This is a genomic window from Pseudomonas sp. P39-UII1 (genome assembly GCF_039672635.1).
Taxonomy (GTDB): Bacteria; Pseudomonadota; Gammaproteobacteria; order Pseudomonadales; family Pseudomonadaceae; genus Aquipseudomonas.
Genome location: NZ_JBDFPP010000020.1, coordinates 19621 through 34987, shown reverse-complemented (window position 1 = coordinate 34987; position 15367 = coordinate 19621). Strand labels below are relative to the sequence as shown.

At 63.9% G+C, this 15367-nt stretch carries 10 protein-coding genes; 3 read left to right on the top strand and 7 right to left on the bottom strand.

Annotated features, from left to right (window positions below):
• Positions 1-54: 54 nt before the first annotated feature.
• The 6 genes from dbpA to putA all read right to left on the bottom strand — a co-directional run bounded on the left by dbpA (position 55) and on the right by putA (position 12105).
• The gene (gene dbpA, locus ABEH27_RS20905; RefSeq protein WP_346615422.1) at positions 55-1392 is read right to left on the bottom strand and encodes an ATP-dependent RNA helicase DbpA; all 1338 of its coding nucleotides are present in this window, start codon (positions 1390-1392) and stop codon (positions 55-57) included.
• Positions 1393-1504: 112 nt separating this feature from the next.
• The gene (gene mdtD, locus ABEH27_RS20900; protein WP_346615381.1) at positions 1505-2932 is read right to left on the bottom strand and encodes a multidrug transporter subunit MdtD; all 1428 of its coding nucleotides are present in this window, start codon (positions 2930-2932) and stop codon (positions 1505-1507) included.
• A gap of 94 nt (positions 2933-3026) precedes the next feature.
• On the bottom strand, positions 3027-4358 hold the full coding sequence (locus ABEH27_RS20895; RefSeq protein ID WP_346615380.1) for a TldD/PmbA family protein: 1332 nt from the start codon (positions 4356-4358) through the stop codon (positions 3027-3029).
• Positions 4358-5800 (bottom strand): TldD/PmbA family protein, encoded by a 1443-nt coding sequence (locus ABEH27_RS20890; protein WP_346615379.1) that lies wholly within the window; start codon positions 5798-5800, stop codon positions 4358-4360. The genes ABEH27_RS20895 and ABEH27_RS20890 overlap by 1 nt, the downstream gene beginning before the upstream one ends.
• Positions 5801-5831: 31 nt before the next feature.
• A complete protein-coding gene (locus ABEH27_RS20885; protein WP_346615378.1) occupies positions 5832-7634 on the bottom strand; it encodes an acyl-CoA dehydrogenase in 1803 nt (600 codons plus the stop codon).
• A 517-nt stretch (positions 7635-8151) separates the two neighbouring features.
• Positions 8152-12105, bottom strand: a complete 3954-nt coding sequence (putA, locus tag ABEH27_RS20880) for a trifunctional transcriptional regulator/proline dehydrogenase/L-glutamate gamma-semialdehyde dehydrogenase (protein ID WP_346615377.1) — start codon at positions 12103-12105, stop codon at positions 8152-8154.
• 68 nt (positions 12106-12173) lie between these two features.
• Between putA and ABEH27_RS20875 the strand changes: the two genes are divergently transcribed.
• Together ABEH27_RS20875 and putP are read left to right on the top strand one after the other, a co-directional pair.
• Positions 12174-12356 (top strand): hypothetical protein, encoded by a 183-nt coding sequence (locus ABEH27_RS20875; protein ID WP_346615376.1) that lies wholly within the window; start codon positions 12174-12176, stop codon positions 12354-12356.
• Between the two features lie 105 nt (positions 12357-12461).
• The gene (gene putP / locus ABEH27_RS20870; protein ID WP_346615375.1) at positions 12462-13940 is read left to right on the top strand and encodes a sodium/proline symporter PutP; all 1479 of its coding nucleotides are present in this window, start codon (positions 12462-12464) and stop codon (positions 13938-13940) included.
• A gap of 80 nt (positions 13941-14020) precedes the next feature.
• Here putP and ABEH27_RS20865 read toward each other — a convergent pair whose 3' ends face one another.
• Positions 14021-14281: a hypothetical protein gene (locus ABEH27_RS20865; protein WP_346615374.1), complete on the bottom strand. Its 261-nt coding sequence runs from the start codon at positions 14279-14281 to the stop codon at positions 14021-14023.
• Positions 14282-14463: 182 nt separating this feature from the next.
• Between ABEH27_RS20865 and rlmJ the strand changes: the two genes are divergently transcribed.
• Positions 14464-15300 carry a 23S rRNA (adenine(2030)-N(6))-methyltransferase RlmJ gene (gene rlmJ, locus ABEH27_RS20860; protein ID WP_274097535.1) on the top strand — a complete coding sequence of 279 codons (837 nt, stop codon included), beginning with the start codon at positions 14464-14466 and terminating at the stop codon, positions 15298-15300.
• Positions 15301-15367: the final 67 nt, after the last annotated feature.

The window sequence follows — 15367 nt, the reverse complement described above, 5'->3', positions numbered from 1 at the left end:
ACCCTGTGGGAGCTGGCTTGCCGGCGATGGGCTGCACAGCAGCCCCAAAGAATGTCAGAGAATACGGACTTTCAGGGCGCGGCCCTTGATCTTGCCGCTGTTCAGCCGCTGCATGGCCTGCTTGGCCAGTGCGCGCTCCACGGCAACGAACGCCTGGAAGTCGAAGATCGCGATCTTGCCCACCTGCTTGCCCGGGATGCCGGCATCACCGGTCAGCGCGCCAAGAATGTCGCCAGGGCGCAGCTTGTCCTTGCGGCCAGCGGCAATGCACAGGGTAGTCATGACCGGCAGCAGGGGCTCGCCGCCCTTGTTCTTCAGGCTGTCCAGTTGGTCCCAGCGCAGCGGGCTCTTCTGCAGTGCTTCGATGGCCTGGGCGCGGTGGCCTTCGGCCGGGGCCACCAGGCTGACGGCGATACCCTTTTCGCCGGCGCGGCCGGTACGGCCAACACGGTGCACATGGATTTCGGCATCACGGGCCAGCTCGACGTTGATGACCATGTCCAGGCCGTCGATGTCCAGGCCACGGGCGGCCACGTCAGTGGCCACCAGCACCGAGCTGCTGCGGTTGGCGAACATGGTCAGCACCTGGTCGCGGTCACGCTGCTCCAGGTCGCCATGCAGGGCCTGGGCAACGATGCCCTTGGCCGTCAGGTGAGCGACCACGTCTTCGCACTGCTGCTTGGTGAAGCAGAACGCCACGCACGACTGCGGGCGGTAGTGGCCGAGCACGCGGGTGACGGCCTCCAGGCGGTTCTGCGGGTCGATCTCGATGAAGCGTTGTTCGATCTGGTTGTCGGTGTGCAGGCTCTCGACCTTGACCTGCTGCGGCTTGCGCATGAAGTCGGCGGCCAGTTGCTCGATACCGGATGGATAGGTGGCCGAGAACAGCAGGGTCTGGCGGCGCGACGGGGTCTTGCCGATGATGCTGGCAATGGCGTCGAAGAAGCCCATGTCGAGCATGCGGTCGGCTTCGTCCAGCACCAGGGTGTTGAGCCCGTCGAGTACCAGGGTGCCTTTGTCCAGGTGCTGCTGGATGCGCCCGGGGGTGCCGACGATGATGTGCGCGCCGTGCTCCAGCGAGGCGATCTGCGGCCCGAGCGAGACGCCGCCGCACAGGGTCAGGATCTTGATGTTGTCCTCGGCACGTGCCAGGCGGCGCAACTCTTTGGCGACCTGGTCGGCGAGCTCGCGGGTAGGGCACAGCACCAGTGCCTGGCAGCCGAAGTAGCGCGGGTTGATCGGGTTTAGCAGGCCGATGCCGAAAGCGGCGGTCTTGCCGCTGCCGGTCTTGGCCTGGGCAATCAGGTCCTGGCCCCTGAGGATGACGGGCAGGCTCTGGGCCTGGATCGGCGTCATCGCGGCATAGCCGAGGGCGTCCAGGTTGGCCAGCATGGCGGCGGACAGCGGCAAGGTGGCAAAAGCGGTGGTTTCGGTGGTCACGAGGCGGGCCTGCGTTGCGAAGCGAAAAATGCCGCACAGTCTACCAGCCTCATGGCCATTCGCCCTACGACTCCATGTGTTGTTCCGGACGACGGGCACGCCTTCCGTCCGTCGGCGCCAGCTGCAGGAAGATCGCTGCCGCCAGCATGGCCATGACGCCGATGGTCACAAAAGTCAGCTGGAAGGCCCCCAGGGTGGTTTCCACACCGTCGGCGCTGCCGGCTGCGGTAAAGCCGCCGAGCAGTGCGCCGGCGCAGGCCACGCCCAGGCTCAGCGACAGTTGCGCGACCACCGACAGCAGGCTGTTGCCGCTGCTGGCGCTGGCGTCGTCGAGGTCGATCAGGGTCACCGTGTTCATCGCGGTGAACTGCATGGAGTTCACTGCGCCCAGCAGGGCCAGTTGCACCAGCAGCACGGCGTACGGCGTCTGCTCGTCGACCAGGCCGAGGCTGGCCAGCAGCAGGCCCAGCAGCAAGGTGTTGCCGGTCAGCACGATGCGGTAACCAAGCCGCTCGATCAGTGGCCGGGCAATGGATTTTGCCACCATCGCCGCCGCCGCCAGCGGGATCATGCTCATGCCAGCCTGTGCCGGCGAATAGCCCAAGGCGACCTGCAGCAGCAACGGCACCAGGAACGGCAGGGCGCCACTGCCCAGGCGCGCGAACAGGTTACCGAGGATACCGATGGCAAAGGTGCGCACGCGGAACAGGCTGGGCGAGAACAGCGGTTCCGGGTCACGCCCGGCACGCAGCCAGTAGGCGGCCAGGCAGGCCATGCCGGCGAACAGCAGCAGCATCACCCGCAGGTGCGGCAGGTGCAATTCGCCCAGGCCCTCCATGGCGATGGTGATCAGCACCATCGCTGCGCCAAACAGCAGGAAACCCGGGCCATCGAAGGTGGTGCGCTCGGCCCCGCGCAGGTCGGGGATGAACTTCCACACGGCGTAACAGCCGATGGCACCGACCGGCAGGTTGAGCAGGAAGATCCAGTGCCAGGTCAGGATTTCGACCAGCCAGCCGCCCAAGGTCGGGCCAAGCAGCGGGCCCAGCAGGCCGGGGATGGTGATGAAACTCATGATTCGCACCAGCTCGGTCCGCGGATAGGCGCGCAATACCACCAGCCGCCCGACCGGCAGCATCAGCGCACCGCCCAGCCCCTGCACGATGCGGGCGAGTATCAGAAAGCCCAGGCTGTTGGCCATGGCACACAGCAAGGAGCCGAAGCTGAACAGCAGGATGGCGCTGAAGAAGATGCGCTTGGTGCCGAAGCGGTCGGCGATCCACCCAGAGGCAGGGATCAGCAAGGCCACGGTGAGCATGTAGGCGATGATCACGCCCTGCATGCGCAGCGGGTCTTCTTCCAGCGAGCGAGCCATGGCCGGCAGGGCAGTGTTGAGGATGGTGCCGTCCAGGGACTGCATGAAAAAAGCGATGGCCACCACCCACGGGATCCAGCGGGCGGTGACGGGGTCGAGCGGGGTGCGTTCGGGCATGACGTCCTCGTTTGTCAGTACCGGCCGCTTCGCGGGGCAAGCTCGCAGCTATGCGCGAATCCGAACTTGCCCGCGAAGAGGCCTGCAATTCCAATCACAATGTCAGGGTAAGCCCTTTGACCAGAGCTCCCGGCAAATGACTCGACCCGGTACTGCGCTGTCCATACGTACTGGTTGAAAGGATCATCTCGCGTTCGCGGGTCAGGTCTTCGAGTTGGCTGCCCAGCAAGCTGTACAGGCTGTCATCGAAGCGCATGGTGCTCACCGGCCCCTTGATTTCACCGTCCTCTACCCAGAAGGTGGCAAAGCGCGTCAGCCCGGTCATCCGTGCGGCCGGCAGGTCGGAGTAGTTCAGGTACCACAGGTTGCTGATGTACAGGCCTGTGCCCAGCCGTTGCAGGATCTCTTCAGGCGCCAGGGTGCCCGGTGCAAGGCTCAATGCACAGGGTGATTCATGGCTGTCTGCGCCATTGGCAAGCAACTCGAACTCGACGGCGCTGCGCGCGCTGACCAGCCTGTCCACAGCCTGCCCGTGCTGGATCAGCGGTACGTCCAGGCGTGGCGAACCTTCATCGGAAAATGCCGGGCTCAGCGAGCCGCTGACTTGCTCAGCGAAGCTGACCAATGAGCTCAGCCGTGCATCGCCGCTGTACAGCCGCTGCAGTGCGCTGTTGCCGGTGGCCAGCGCCTGTGCCGAGAAGCCGCCCCAGCAGAGCATGCCGGCGATTTCGTCCATGGCGGCAGGTGCCAGGTAGGCGCGGTAGCTGCCGGGCTTGAGCGTAACCGCCGGGCGGCCGAGGAAGCCCAGTTGCTCACGCGCCTGGCGCAGCCGTGCGGTGAAGTCCGTGGCGTTCCACAGTTGGCCGGCATAGTTGGCCTTCACGGCCTGGCCATTGCTGTGGAACAGGCTCCAGTCGAAGTTGAAACTGTTGGCCTGGTGCCAGCCGAAGGCGCCATAGGAACTGGCGAAGCCCCGGCAGACCGGGCCTGCGGCATAGATACCGACCAGGTCCAGGTCGCCGGCTTCGCGGTCGAGCAGTTCCAGCACTTCACTCAGCTCTGGCAGCGCCTGTTGCTGCAGGCTGTTGCTGCGCCATGGGTTTTCGTCCAGGCGTAGGTAAGGGTCAACGGCCAACAGCGGCAGGGTTTGACGCAGCTGTTCCAGCGCCTCGCGCAGGCGCTGATGGTCCAGTCCGGCATCGCCGCTCAACGTGACCAGCTGTTCTGCCTGGCGCCCATCGCGGATCAGCCGCAGTTGCGCGCTGGCCTGGCTGACCTCGCCGGCCTGGCGTACCTTGGCGTGGTTGAATCGCACGAACTGCGACTGTTCGGCGCTGTAGCCGAGGGTGAATTGCTCTTCGGCTTGCCGTGCATCGTGCAGGGCGCTGACCAATTGCTCGAAAGACTGCTGTGCTGTGGCGCTCATCAGGCGTCCCCTCCGAATACGTCGATCTGGCGGAACACGCAGGCCGGTGCGGCGTGGCCGACCCGTACCACCTGGTTGGGCTCGCCTTTGCCGCAGTTGGGGGTGCCCAGTACCTGGAAGGTGCTGCGGTCGCCGACCGCCGCAAGGTTGCGCCAGAACTGCGCGGAGATACCGCGGTAATTGGGGTTCTTGACGATGCCCTTGAGCTTGCCGTCCTCGATCAGTTGGCCCCACTCGCAGCCGAACTGGAACTTGTTGCGCGCATCGTCGATGGACCACGAACGGTTGGTGCGCATCAGGATGCCGTGCTCGATGCCCTCGATCAGTTGCTCAAGGGTTTGCTCGCCCGGCTCGATGTTGAGGTTGGCCATGCGGTCGATCGGGGCGCGGTTCCAGCCACAGGCCCGGCTGTTGGCCACACCGTCGAGGCCCGAACGGTATTGCGACAACGCGCCGCCCAGCGGCCGCAGCAGCAGGCCCTCACGGATCAGGAACTGCTTGCTGGCCTGGCTGCCGTCATCGTCGTAGCTGTAGCTGGCAAGCTCTTCGGCGATGGTCGGGTCGAAGGTGACGTTGAGCAGTGGCGAGCCGTACTGCAAATGGCCGAAGTCGCTGGCTTTGACGAAGCTGGTGCCGGCGTAGTTGCGCTCGTCGCCGAGGATGCGGTCCATCTCCAGCGGGTGGCCGATGGATTCGTGGATCTGCAGCATCATCTGGTCGGGCATCAGCAGCAGGTCACGCTGGCCACTGGGTGTATTGGGTGCCATCAGTAGTTGCAGCGCTTCGTCGGCGACCCGGCGAGCGGCACCGACCAGGCCGCAGCGTTCGATGATCTCGAAGCCACCCTGCTGGCCGAAGTTGTCACGGCCCAGGCTGCGGCTCTGGCTGTCCTGGCCGTCGCTGGCGGTTACGCCCAGGCCCGGGAACAGGAAGCGCTGCGCGTGGCGTAGTTCGGCGCCGGCGGAGTTCAGGTAGGTCTGTTCGACCAGGCTCTGGCTCAGGCTGGCCTGCCAGTCCACCAAGCGGCTGTCCCTGGGCACGCTGGCCGACTCGGCAGCGAGCAGGCCGAGGCAGTCGGCGAGGGTGGGTAACGGCCGGTCGAAGTTCGGCGAGACATGGTCGTGGCGGGCGTTGGTCACGGGTTGGTCGCGCAGGTCGAGCAAGCTGTGCCTGGCAATCTGCCGGGCCAGTGCCTCGGCGTGTTCCAGCGCACGTTGCAGGCCTTGCTGGGACAGGTCGGCCGTGGCGGCGTAAGCCTCCACGCCCTGCACCCGCACTGTCAGCATGGCGCCTTCATCCTGGCTGAAGAAGGGCGGCTCGGCCACATTGCGCCTTACCGAAAGCGCTTGGTGCGACTGTTTGACATGGCGCAGGGAAAACAACTCGGCCGTGCTGCGCAGCGCGGCAAAGCGCTGGCGCAGCAGGGCGCTGGAATCGAACATGGGAAAACCTCCGCGTGCACGGTGGCTCCCCCTAGAACCACCCGTCTTGCATGGCCAGGCAGGTATCGTCGCGTGCCTCGAGCAATGCCAGGTCATTATGGCAGCCCGGTACTTCCCAGGTCAGGAAATAACGTGCGGCCTGCAACTTGCCCCGGTAGAAGTCGCGATCTGCGGCATTGCCTTTGAGCAGGCCGAGTTCGGCGTGTATCGCTTGTTCCAGCCAGCGCCAGCCGATCACGCAGTGGCCGAAGGCCTTGAGGTACAGGGCTGAATTGGCAAGGGCGCCGGCGACTTTGCCTTCTGCCAGGTCGCCCAGCAGGGCCAGGGTCACGCCCTGCAGGCGGTTTACCAGATGCTCCAGCGGCTGGCGCATGGCATCCAGGCCCGGGTGATGGGTGGCGCGTTCGGCGGTATTGGCGATCAGGCGGATCAGTTGCTTCAGGCCTGCGCCGTTGTTGTGCGCCAGTTTGCGGCCCAGCAGGTCGAGTGACTGGATGCCCTCTGTGCCTTCGTGGATCGGGTTCAGGCGGTTGTCGCGGTAGTGCTGCTCCACCGGGTATTCCCGCGTGTAGCCGTGGCCACCGAGGATCTGGATTGCCAGTTCGTTGGCCTTGAGGCAGAAGGTGGATGGCCAGGATTTGACGATGGGCGTCAGCAGGTCGAGCAGTTCCTGGGCCTGCTGGCGGGCGGATTCGCTGGCTGCCGTGTGGGTGTCGTCGAATAGCCGTGCGGCGTACAAGCCCAGGTCGAAAGCGCCTTCTACGTAGGCCTTCTGGGCGAGCAGCATGCGCCTGACGTCGGTGTGGCTGATGATTGGCACCGCAGGGCTGTGCGGGTCCTTGTTCTCCGCCAGCCGGCCCTGCGGCCGCTGGCGGGCGTACTCCAACGAATACAGGTAGCCGGCGTACCCCAGCATCACTGCGCCCATGCCGACGCCGATGCGTGCCTCGTTCATCATCTGGAACATGCAGGCCAGGCCCTGGTGCGGCCGGCCGACCAGATAGCCGACGCACGGGCCGTTGTCGCCGAAGTTCAGTGCCGTTGAGGTGGTGCCGCGCCAGCCCATCTTGTGGAACAGCCCGGCCAACAGCACGTCGTTGCGATCGCCGCGGCTGCCGTCCGGGTTGACCCGGTACTTGGGCACGATGAACAGCGAAATACCCTTCACCCCAGGTGGTGCATCCGGCAACTTGGCCAGGACCATGTGCACGATGTTTTCCGACAGTTCGTGGTCGCCGCCGGAGATGAAAATCTTGTTGCCCTTGATCCGGTAGCTGCCATCCGCCGCAGGCTCGGCACGGGTGCGGATATCGGCCAGCGACGAGCCGGCATGGGGTTCGGTCAGCGCCATGGTGCCGAAATAGCGGCCGTCGATCATCGGTTGCAGGAACAAACGCTTCTGTTCGTCGCTGCCGAAACTTTCGATCAGGTTGGCCGCGCCCATGGTCAGGAACGGGTAGGCCGTAGTGCCGGCGTTGGCGGCCTGAAAGTGGGCAAAGCAGGCTTGCGAGACCAGGCTGGGCAACTGCATGCCGCCGACCTCGAAGTCGCGGTTGGCGTTGAGGAAGCCCGCCTCGAGGAAGGCATCGACCGCAGGTTTCACCTCGGCGATCAGCTCGGCGCGGCCGTCCACGTAGCGCGGCTCGTTTTCGTCGGCCTTGCGGTTGTGCGGGGCGAAGTACTTTTCGGCGATGGTGCGGGCGGTGGTCAGCGCGGCATCGAACGTTTCGCGGCTGTGCTCGGCGAAGCGCGGGCGCTGGGTCAGGGCCTCGGCGTCGAGCACCTCATAGAGTTCGAAGGCGAGGTTGCGGGGGCTGAGCAGGGTCTCGGGCATGGCGGCGGTCCTTGAACGGGCTTGGGGCGAGTCTAGGGCCGCACTTAGGGCGTGGGACAGTTTTATAGGTTTGGGTGATATGGGTTTAGAAGGTGGCGGGGCTGGTAGGTGCTCGCCATGGCGTATTTGGTGTTCATGAGATCGAGCGCCGCCCGCGCGGCGCATCGCGGGCAAGTCGGATCGCCGCACCGCCGCTCCTACATTTGTTGCAACGTGCCATGGCCTGATAGGCCATAGTCGTCAGCCTTGTTGGCACGGCGCGATATTTCGGCTGGCGCTACCGCCGCTTTGCAAGTCTTTAGCCATGCGCCAAGGCTGACAACCATGGCCTAACTGGAACGGCACGTTGCAACAAATGTAGGAGCGGGCTTGCCCGCGATGCGCCGCGCGGGCGGCGCTGGATTTGCGCCGCGCTGCAACACCCAAGACAGGCACCTGGCCACCCAGACTCAATTTCGAGACAGGCACAAAAAAAGGAGAGCCTAAGCTCTCCTTCTTCTTCAACAACCCTCAGCTATCAGCCAATGGTCATCAAGCTGGCATTACCCCCAGCCGCAGCGGTATTCACACTCACCGCCCGCTCGATCACCAGCCGCTCCAGGGCAATCTGATGGTCGCCGCTGGACAGCCCGTGCACGCCAACGATCGCACCGGCCCGCTTGGCCACCTGTTGGCAAACGCCGCGCAGCTGGTCCGAGTCGCCATGGTGGATCACGGCGTCGAATGCCACCTCATCCTTGTTCCAGTCAGCCACCAGCTTGACCTTGGCCTGCAGCTCCTTCGGCAGGCGGCCGCGCAGCGACTTGCCTGGCTCGCCGTCCACCCACACTGCCGAGCTACCGACCGCCACTACAGCGGCAAACTGTGCCAGCAGGTCAGCCTCGTTGTCCGCCAGGCACAGCACGTGCTCGCGCGGCAGGATGGTGTAGCTGTTGCGCTCGCCGGTCGGCCCTGGCAGCAGGCGGGCGATGCCGCTTTGCGACTGGCTGGCGAACTGGGTGCACAATGCGGCCAGATCGGCCTGTTGATTGCTCTCGGCCCAGGCCTTGAGGCTATGCAGCGGCTTGATCAGCTGTTCGTGCAGGGTGCGGTCCGGCTTGCCGTCGCCATCCTGCTGCTGGAAGTGACGGCCAATGGCGTCGGCCGGGCGGGTCGACAACAGGCGGTACAGGTAGAGCGGGCCGCCCGCTTTCGGGCCAGTGCCGGACAAGCCTTCACCGCCGAAAGGCTGCACGCCCACCACAGCGCCAACGATGTTGCGGTTGACGTACATATTGCCGGCGTTGGCATTCTCCACCACTTTGGCGATGGTCTCGTCGATGCGGGTGTGCACGCCGAGGGTCAGACCGTAGCCGGAGTTGTTGATCTGCTCGATCAGCTGGTCAAGGTTGCGGCGGTTGTAGCGCACCACGTGCAGTACCGGGCCGAAAATCTCGCGCTTGAGCTCGTCAAAGCTGTCCAGCTCGATCAGGGTCGGCATGACGAAGGTGCCGCGCTTGACCTCGGCCGTATCGGCGATGGCGACCTGATAGACCGCGCGGCCTTTCTCGCGCATGGCCTGAATGTGCTTGTCGATGCCCGCCTTGGCTTCGGCATCGATCACCGGGCCGATATCCACGGCAAGGCGGTCCGGGTTGCCCAAGCGGCTTTCGGCCATGGCACCCTTGAGCATCTCGATCACGCGGTCGGCGGAATCTTCCTGCAGGCACAGCACACGCAGCGCCGAGCAGCGTTGGCCAGCGCTGTCGAAGGCCGAAGACACCACATCGATCACCACCTGTTCGGTCAGTGCCGAGGAGTCGACGATCATCGCGTTCTGGCCGCCGGTTTCGGCGATCAGCGGGATCGGGCGGCCCTGGTTGTCCAGGCGGCCGGCGACGTTGCGTTGCAGCAGGCGGGCGACTTCGGTGGAACCCGTGAACATCACGCCCTTGACCCGCTCGTCACCGACAAGGCCGGCGCCGACAGTTTCGCCGCGGCCTGGCAGCAGTTGCAGCACACCTTCTGGGATGCCGGCTTCGAGCAGCAGGCGCACGGCCTGGGCAGCGATCAGTGGGGTCTGTTCAGCAGGTTTGGCCAGCACCGGGTTGCCGGCAGCCAGGGCTGCGGCCACCTGGCCGGTGAAGATTGCCAGCGGGAAGTTCCACGGGCTGATGCACACTACCGGGCCCAATGGACGGTGGGCGTCGTTGCTGAAGTCGTTGCGTGCCTGCACCGCGTAGTAGCGCAGGAAGTCCACGGCCTCGCGCACTTCGGCGATGGCGTTGGCGAACGTCTTGCCCGCTTCGCGGATCAGCAGGCCCATCAGCGGTTGGATCTCGGCCTCCATCAGGTCGGCGGTGCGCTCGAGAATCGCGGCACGCTCGGCTGGCGGGGTGGCCTGCCAGATCGGTGCGGCGTTGAGCGCGCACTGGATGGCGTTGTCGACGTCGGCAACGGTGGCTTCTTGAACATGGCCGACCACATCGCGGTGGTCTGATGGGTTCAGCACCGGCGCTGCTGCGGCTTCGCTGGCGGCGCAGGCCAGCAACGGGGTGGCCTTCCAGTCGTTGTGCGCGGTGGCCAGCATGGCGCAGGACAGCGAGGCCAGGCGGTGTTCGTTGGCCATGTCGATGCCGGCCGAGTTGGCCCGCTCGCTGCCATACAGCTCGCGCGGCAACGGGATGCGTGGGTGTGGCAGGCCGAGGTTGCCTTCCTGGGTGCCCATGCGCTCGATGCTTGCTACCGGGTCGGCGACCAGTTCCTGGATGGAAATGGAGTGGTCGGCAATGCGGTTGACGAACGAGGTGTTGGCGCCGTTCTCCAGCAGGCGGCGGACCAGGTAGGCCAGCAGGGTTTCATGGGTGCCGACCGGCGCATACACGCGGCACGGGCGGTTCAGCTTGCCCTCGGAGATCTTGCCGACCACTTGTTCGTACAGCGGCTCGCCCATGCCGTGCAGGCACTGGAACTCGTACTGCCCTGGGTAATAGTTCTGACCCGCGATGTGGTAGATGGCCGACAGGGTGTGGGCGTTGTGCGTGGCGAACTGCGGGTAGATGGCTTCGGGTACGGCCAGCAGCTTGCGTGCACAGGCAACATAGGAAACGTCGGTGTACACCTTGCGGGTATAGACCGGGTAGCCTTCCAGGCCTTCGACCTGGGCGCGCTTGATCTCGCTGTCCCAGTAGGCGCCTTTCACCAGGCGGATCATCAGGCGGTGGCGGCTGCGCTTGGCCAGGTCGATAACGTAGTCGATCACGTACGGGCAGCGCTTCTGGTAGGCCTGGATCACGAAACCGATGCCGTTCCAGCCTGCCAGCGAAGGTTCGAAGCACAGGCGCTCGAGCAGGTCGAGCGACAGCTCCAGGCGGTCAGCTTCTTCAGCGTCGATGTTCAGGCCGATGTCGTATTGCTTGGCCAGCAGGGTCAGCGACAACAGGCGCGGGTACAGTTCTTCCATGACGCGCTCGTACTGCGCGCGGCTGTAGCGGGGGTGCAGTGCCGACAGCTTGATCGAGATACCCGGGCCCTCATAGATGCCGCGGCCATGCGACGCTTTGCCGATCGAGTGAATCGCCTGCTCGTAGGAGGCCAGGTACTTCTGAGCGTCGTGCTCGGTCAGTGCGGCTTCGCCGAGCATGTCGTAGGAATAGCGGAAGCCCTTGGATTCGAAACGGCTGGCATTGGCCAGTGCTTCGGCAATCGTTTCACCGGTAACGAACTGCTCGCCCATCAGGCGCATGGCCATGTCGACGCCCTTGCGGATCATCGGCTCGCCGCTCTTGCCGATGATGCGGGTAAGCGAAGAGGTAAGGCCGGATTCGTTGTGGGTAGAGACCAGCTTGCCGGTCAGCAGTAGGCCCCAGGTGGCAGCGTTGACGAACAGCGACGGGCTGTTGCCCAGGTGCGGCTGCCAGTTGCCGGTGCTGATCTTGTCGCGGATCAGCGCGTCGCGGGTGCCTTTGTCGGGGATGCGCAGCAGGGCTTCGGCCAGGCACATCAGCGCCACGCCTTCCTGGGACGACAGCGAGAATTCCTGCAGCAGGCCCTGAACGATGCCAGCGCGGCCGCCAGCGCTCTTCTGGTTGCGCAGCTTTTCAGCAATGCTGGCGGCCATCTTGTTGGTCGCCTCGGCCAGTGGTGCGCTCAGGCGCGCCTGCTCCAGCAGCATCGGAACCACCTCCTGCTCGGGGCGGCGGTAGGCGGCGGTGATGGCTGAGCGCAGCACGGACTGCGGCAGGATGCTCTCGGCGAACTCCAGGAAGCACTGGTGAGCGTGGTCGGGCGTTACTTCACCCGCATCATCGCCCAGGCTGCTGGCATGACCGTTGAGTTCGGTCAGGGTAGCACCACCCTCGAGCTTCTCCAGGTAATTGAAGATCGCTTGCTTGATCAACCAGTGAGGTGTGCGGTCAATGGACTGCGCAGCTGCTTTGAGTCGCTCACGGGTTGGGTCATCGAGTTTGACCCCAAGGGTGGTCGTCGCCATTTCTTATCCTCTTTATTGCCACGGCTGTGGCCTTAGCTGGCGCCAAGAGTAGCTGTAGGACAATTCAGGTGCAACCAGGTGCAACCCGTTTTTTTCGTCGAAAAGGTGCAACTCGTCTGGCGAAAATTCCTACATCAAATAAAGGATTGTTTACGGTGCATTTTCGTCTGAAAAAAGCGTTTTTTGCTCCAAAAAGGAGCAAGAGCAAGGCATTAGCTGAAATTGCACGAGCGGGTGCAACTTGCAAATGAAAAATGGTTGCACCCAGTTTGCGTTGTTGCATAGGATTCGCCGCCTGGGTGCAACCGCCTCATTGCGGTTGTGCATGAGATAAAAACAAACGCCAGGGCACACGCATGGGCAATCCACTGACGATCACTTTCGTGATCTACATCGCGGCAATGGTGCTGATCGGCTTCGCCGCCTATCGCTCCACCAAAAACCTTTCTGACTACATCCTCGGCGGGCGCAGCCTGGGCAGCGTGGTGACCGCGCTTTCTGCCGGTGCTTCCGACATGAGCGGTTGGCTGCTGATGGGCCTGCCGGGCGCCATCTACTTCTCCGGCCTTTCCGAAGCCTGGATCGCCATCGGCCTCACCGTCGGCGCTTACCTGAACTGGCTGTTCGTCGCTGGCCGGCTGCGCGTGCAGACCGAACACAACGGCGATGCACTGACCCTGCCGGACTACTTTGCCAGCCGTTTTGAAGACAAGAGCGGCCTGCTGCGGATCATCTCGGCCGTCGTCATCCTGGTGTTTTTCACCATTTACTGTGCTTCGGGCATCGTTGCCGGTGCGCGCCTGTTCGAAAGCACCTTCGACATGCCGTATGAGACCGCACTGTGGGCCGGCGCCGCCGCGACCATCGCCTACACCTTCGTGGGTGGCTTCCTGGCCGTGAGCTGGACCGACACCGTGCAAGCCTCGCTGATGATCTTCGCGCTGATCCTGACGCCGATCATCGTGCTGATCTCCACGGGTGGCTTCGACACGACCTTCCTGGCCATCGAGGCGCAGAACCCTGCCAACTTCGACATGCTCAAGGGTGCAACCTTCATCGGCATCATCTCGCTGATGGGCTGGGGCCTCGGTTACTTCGGCCAGCCGCACATCCTGGCGCGCTTCATGGCCGCCGATTCGGTCAAGTCGATCGCCAAGGCTCGTCGCATCTCCATGACCTGGATGATCCTGTGCCTGGCCGGCACCTGCGCCGTGGGCTTCTTCGGCATCGCCTACTTCTCCGCGCACCCTGACCAGGCGGGCCCTGTTACCGAGAACCATGAGCGTGTGTTCATCGAACTGGCGAAAATCCTGTTCAACCCGTGGATTGCCGGTGTGCTGCTGTCGGCCATTCTGGCGGCGGTGATGAGTACGCTGAGCTGCCAGCTGCTGGTCTGCTCCAGTGCGCTGACCGAAGACTTCTACAAGGCTTTCCTGCGCAAGAATGCTTCGCAGGGCGAACTGGTATGGGTCGGCCGTCTGATGGTGTTGGCCGTGGCGCTGATCGCCATTGCCATGGCTGCCAACCCTGAAAACCGCGTGCTGGGCCTGGTGGCCTACGCCTGGGCTGGTTTCGGTGCTGCCTTTGGCCCAGTGGTGTTGATTTCGGTGCTGTGGAAGGGCATGACCCGTAACGGCGCGCTGGCGGGTATCGTGGTTGGCGCCCTGACCGTCATCCTGTGGAAGCAGATCGACACCTGGGGCCTGTACGAAATCATCCCGGGCTTCCTGCTTGCCAGCATCGCCATTCTTGTGGTCAGCAAGCTGGGCAGCCCGTCGCAAGCGATGGTGCAGCGCTTCGAGACTGCTGATGCGGCGTATCACGCTGACAAGTAGTGCCGATTGATTTGCGGTAACCGATACCGCTGACAGCACAAAGCCCGAACGGGTTACCGTTCGGGCTTTGCGTAGAGCTGTTACAGCGTGAAGTGAAGCCGAGACGCTTCGAATGCGTTGTCTACCCTAGGTTTGATCAATGCTTCGTACTCTCCGGCTTTGCAGTTGTCTAGCGTGAGCACCCACGTGTCATTGCCAGTGCCCGGGACCACCATGTTATCGACGCTGCCATCTGGCCTCTTCAATTCGAGGTAGGCGGTATATTCCGCGTTGGTGATGCCCAGTGTGCCGGTGAGCTTGGGTACAGACGTGGTTCTATCGAGTTTTATAGAGGCCTTCATGCTATGTACTCCTGGTGTGTGAAGGCATGAGTGTCAGGCCTGGTAGTTTGCGGAAGTAGCTGGAACTCGTTCCATTTTTGCCTTCAGGCCTGTCTTCGGGTGGCTCGCCGAGCTGCTGTCGACCGCCGCACCTGACTCCGTCTGCGTGACAAGGTAAACTTGCGGCACCCGCAGGAGTTGCCATGAACTATCGTCACGCCTTCCACGCCGGCAATCACGCCGACGTTCTCAAACACATCGTGCTGACCCGCCTCATCGCCCTGATGTCGCGCAAGGAGCAGCCGTTCGCCTATATAGATACCCACGCCGGCCTTGGTCTGTACGACCTGCAGGGCGACCAGGCGACCCGTACCGGTGAATACCTCGAAGGTGTTGCACGCTTGTGGAATCGCGATGATGTCCCGGCGATGGCTGCCGACTACCTGCGTGTCATCAAGCGCCTGAATGCCGATGGCGAATTGCGCTACTACCCTGGGTCGCCAGAACTGGCTCGCCGCCTGATGCGTCAGCAGGACCGGGCGTTGCTCAACGAGAAGCACCCTGAAGACGGGCCGCTGCTTAAAGAAAACATGAAAAAAGACCCGCGCGTGGTGGTGCACCTGGGTGAGGGTTGGCATGTACCCCGGGCGTTGCTGCCGGTGCAGGAAAAACGCGCAATCATGCTGATCGACCCGCCATTCGAACAGGCTGACGAGCTCAAGCGCTGCACCAGTTCGTTGAAAGAGGCGATTGGCCGCATGCGTCAGACCGTTGCTGCCATCTGGTACCCGATCAAGGACCAGCGCTCGCTCACCCGTTTCTACCAAGACCTCACCAGCACCGGCGCGCCGAAGCTGCTGCGGGTGGAGTTGTACGTGCACCACCAGGACAGCCCGCAGGGGCTGAACGGCTCTGGCCTGGCCATTGCCAACCCGCCGTGGGGCCTGGAAGAGGAGCTCAAGGAGCTGCTGCCTTGGCTGGCCAAGGAGCTGGCGCAGACCGCTGGCAGCTACCGGATGGACTGGCTGATCGCCGAATAAGCCACTGCCGCACCCCTGCAGATTTGCCGCACCGCCGCCCCCACAAGGGGCGGTGTGTCTTTCTCGT

Bases quoted from the DNA above. Each gene is read 5' to 3' on its own strand.
- dbpA (WP_346615422.1), bottom strand. From the start codon at position 1,392: ATGCTGGCCAACCTGGACGCCCTCGGCTATGCCGCGATGACGCCGATC.
- mdtD (WP_346615381.1), bottom strand. From the start codon at position 2,932: ATGCCCGAACGCACCCCGCTCGACCCCGTCACCGCCCGCTGGATCCCG.
- ABEH27_RS20895 (WP_346615380.1), bottom strand. From the start codon at position 4,358: ATGAGCGCCACAGCACAGCAGTCTTTCGAGCAATTGGTCAGCGCCCTG.
- ABEH27_RS20890 (WP_346615379.1), bottom strand. From the start codon at position 5,800: ATGTTCGATTCCAGCGCCCTGCTGCGCCAGCGCTTTGCCGCGCTGCGC.
- ABEH27_RS20885 (WP_346615378.1), bottom strand. From the start codon at position 7,634: ATGCCCGAGACCCTGCTCAGCCCCCGCAACCTCGCCTTCGAACTCTAT.
- putA (WP_346615377.1), bottom strand. From the start codon at position 12,105: ATGGCGACGACCACCCTTGGGGTCAAACTCGATGACCCAACCCGTGAG.
- putP (WP_346615375.1), top strand. From the start codon at position 12,462: ATGGGCAATCCACTGACGATCACTTTCGTGATCTACATCGCGGCAATG.
- ABEH27_RS20865 (WP_346615374.1), bottom strand. From the start codon at position 14,281: ATGAAGGCCTCTATAAAACTCGATAGAACCACGTCTGTACCCAAGCTC.
- rlmJ (WP_274097535.1), top strand. From the start codon at position 14,464: ATGAACTATCGTCACGCCTTCCACGCCGGCAATCACGCCGACGTTCTC.